The following is a 2,688-nucleotide window of genomic DNA, read 5'->3' on the forward strand; positions in this document are numbered from 1 at the left end:
GCCGGCCCGTCGTTCTTTCGCCGGTAGCCGTAGACGCAGGTGCGGTGGGTGCGGACGAAAGTTCGCCGCTCCGATGGCAGCATGTCGCGGTCGGTGGGAGCCGTGAATGGCTCCGAAGCAAGGGGTAACAACATAATGGATACAGTGTTACCATTATTGCCATCGTTGTCAAGAGTCGCCATACTTGCGCGGTGACCCAACGCTCCCCCGGCCGCCCCCCCATCCCCGTGGACCGGATCGTCACAACGGCGCTGCAGATCGTCGACGACGACGGGGCCGAGGCCCTGTCGATGCGAACCCTGGCGCAGCGGCTTGATTCGGGGACGGCCACGCTGTATCGGCACTTCTCCAGCCGGGCCGAGCTCATCGCCCACGTCGTTGACCTGGTGTCGGGGTCCGTCGATATCGACGATGCACAGCTGCGCACAGTGCCTTGGCCGGAGGCGTGTAAAACCGTCGCCCACACCATGTTTGAGGCGCTCCGCCTGCACCCGAATGTGGCGCCGCTACTGGCCGTGGATGTGCCGATAGGCCCGAACGCCATGGCCGCACGGGAACGACTTATCGCACTCTTGCTTGACAATGGATTCCCGCCCGCGCTGGCTGCCCGGTCCTACGCGACGTTGTCCCGCTACATCCTTGGCTTTGCAATACAGTTGGCGCGCTCCCCCGCTGCCGTTGACGACGGCCGCGTCGCGAAGGTCTTCCACGACCTGGACCCGGACAAGTTTCCCGCCATCGTCGCCGTCGCCGACAGCCTTCCGCTGCCGCTGGATGAGGAGTTTGCGTTTGGGCTCGAACTGCTCGTCGATGGCCTAGCCCAGGAGCTTAAACGTCACCCGCGTCGAGGAAAAGTTAAGCGACGCAACAGCGAGAGAGGTTAGCGTCGAGGAATGGACACGTTTCAAGCGCTCGTCGCGCGTCAAGACGGCGACCAGGTCACCGCAAGCATCGAGACCCAACGTCTCGACGACCTGCCGCCGGGTGACGTGACGATCCGGGTGCTGTACTCCAGCGTCAACTTCAAGGACGCGCTGGCGCTGACGCCAGGTGGCGGCGTAGTGCGCGACTACCCCGTTGTGCCGGGCATCGACTTGACCGGCGAGGTCGTCGAGTCGCAGTCACCCGACTTCGGCGCCGGCGACGCCGTCATCGCGCACGGCTACCAGATCGGCACCGGCCACCACGGCGGCTACGCCGAATACGCCCGGCTGCCCGCAGATCAGCTCGTGCGACTCGACGGGTTGAGCGCTCGCGACGGCGCGGCCATCGGCACCGCGGGCTTCACCGCGGCGATGAGCGTGCAGGCGCTCATCGACTGGGGTGTGCAACCCGGCGCCGGTTCGGTGGTGGTGACCGGAGCGACCGGCGGCGTCGGCTCGATCAGCGTGGACTTGCTTGCCGCCGCGGGTTTTCACGTGGTGGCCTCGACGGGCAAGGCCGAAGCTGGACAACGGCTGAAAGACCTTGGCGCCGCAGAGGTCATCGGTCGGCTGCCCGATGATCCGGACGCCAAGCCGCGGCCCCTGGCCAAGGCGCGCTGGGCGGCCGGAGTGGATTGCGTGGGCGGCGCGGCGCTCGCCGATGTGCTCAGCGCCGTCGACTACGGCGGTGCGGTGGCCTGCAGCGGCCTGACCGGCGGCCCCGCGCTGCACACCACCGTGCTGCCATTCATCCTGCGCGGCGTCGCCCTGCTCGGCATGGATTCGGTCCAGATGCCGATCGCCCCGCGCCGCGAGCTATGGGCACGTCTGGGCGACTCCCTGCGCCCGCGGCATCTCGACACGATCACCACCGACGTCGACATCAAAGACGTGGTCGGCGTGATCGACCAGGTGCGGGCGGGACGGTTCTCCGGTCGCGCTGTGGTGCGCGTGGCCGGCGGCTTCTGAGCTGGCTGGGTCCGCCAGTAGGCTTCGGCTATGCGCGCAGCACAGTTGACTCGGCTTGATGGTCCGGGCGCGGTGGAGGTCGGCGAAATCGACGAACCCACCGGCGACGGCGTTGTCGTCGAAGTGCACGCGGCGGGAGCCGCATTTCCCGACGCGTTACTCACCCGCGGGCTCTACCAGTACAAGCCCGATCCGCCGTTCGTGCTGGGCGCCGAGATCGCCGGGGTGGTCCGCTCGGCGCCCGACGACGCCCATGTGCGTCCCGGAGACCGAGTTGTCGGCCTGACGATGCTCACCGGCGGCATGGCCGAAGTCGCGGTGCTAGCACCCGACCGCGTGTTCAAGCTGCCGGACAACGTGAGCTTCACAGCGGGCGCCGGCCTGCTGTTCAACGACCTGACCATGTACTTCGCGCTGACCGTCCGAGGCCGGCTGCAGGCCGGCGAGACGGTGCTGGTGCACGGGGCAGCCGGCGGTATCGGCACGTCCACGCTGCGGCTGGCGCCCGTGCTCGGCGCGTCCCGGGTGATCGCGGTGGTCAGCAGCGCAGACAAGGCCGAGATCGCGACGGCAGCTGGCGCGACTGACGTCGTGCTGGCCGACGGATTCAAGGACGCGGCAAAGGAATTGACGGACGGCCGTGGGGTCGACATGGTGGTCGATCCGGTCGGCGGCGACCGGTTCACCGACTCGCTGCGCTCGCTTGCTCCAGGCGGGCGGGTGCTGGTGATCGGGTTTACCGGTGGCGAAATACCCACGGTGAAGGTGAATCGGCTGCTGCTCAACAACATTGACG

General features: G+C 67.7%; 3 protein-coding genes and 1 pseudogene. 3 read left to right on the forward strand and 1 reads right to left on the reverse strand.

The features are described 5' to 3' along the window. Positions 1-134: pseudogene (locus tag WBF82_RS00290) on the reverse strand (pyridoxamine 5'-phosphate oxidase); the annotation flags it as partial. Positions 135-227: 93 nt separating this feature from the next. Between WBF82_RS00290 and WBF82_RS00295 the strand changes: the two are divergent. The 3 genes from WBF82_RS00295 to WBF82_RS00305 all read left to right on the forward strand — a co-directional run. Beyond that, positions 228-884 carry a TetR/AcrR family transcriptional regulator gene (locus WBF82_RS00295; RefSeq protein WP_424381121.1) on the forward strand — a complete coding sequence of 219 codons (657 nt, stop codon included), beginning with the start codon at positions 228-230 and terminating at the stop codon, positions 882-884. Positions 885-893: 9 nt separating this feature from the next. Then, complete coding sequence (locus WBF82_RS00300) at positions 894-1,892, forward strand: acryloyl-CoA reductase (protein ID WP_424381119.1); 999 nt, start codon at positions 894-896, stop codon at positions 1,890-1,892. Positions 1,893-1,922: 30 nt separating this feature from the next. Further along, positions 1,923-2,688: NADPH:quinone oxidoreductase family protein (locus WBF82_RS00305; RefSeq protein ID WP_424381120.1), on the forward strand; the 766-nt coding region annotated here is incomplete at its 3' end.

Source organism: Mycobacterium sp. (genome assembly GCF_049673265.1).
Classification (GTDB): domain Bacteria; phylum Actinomycetota; class Actinomycetes; order Mycobacteriales; family Mycobacteriaceae; genus Mycobacterium.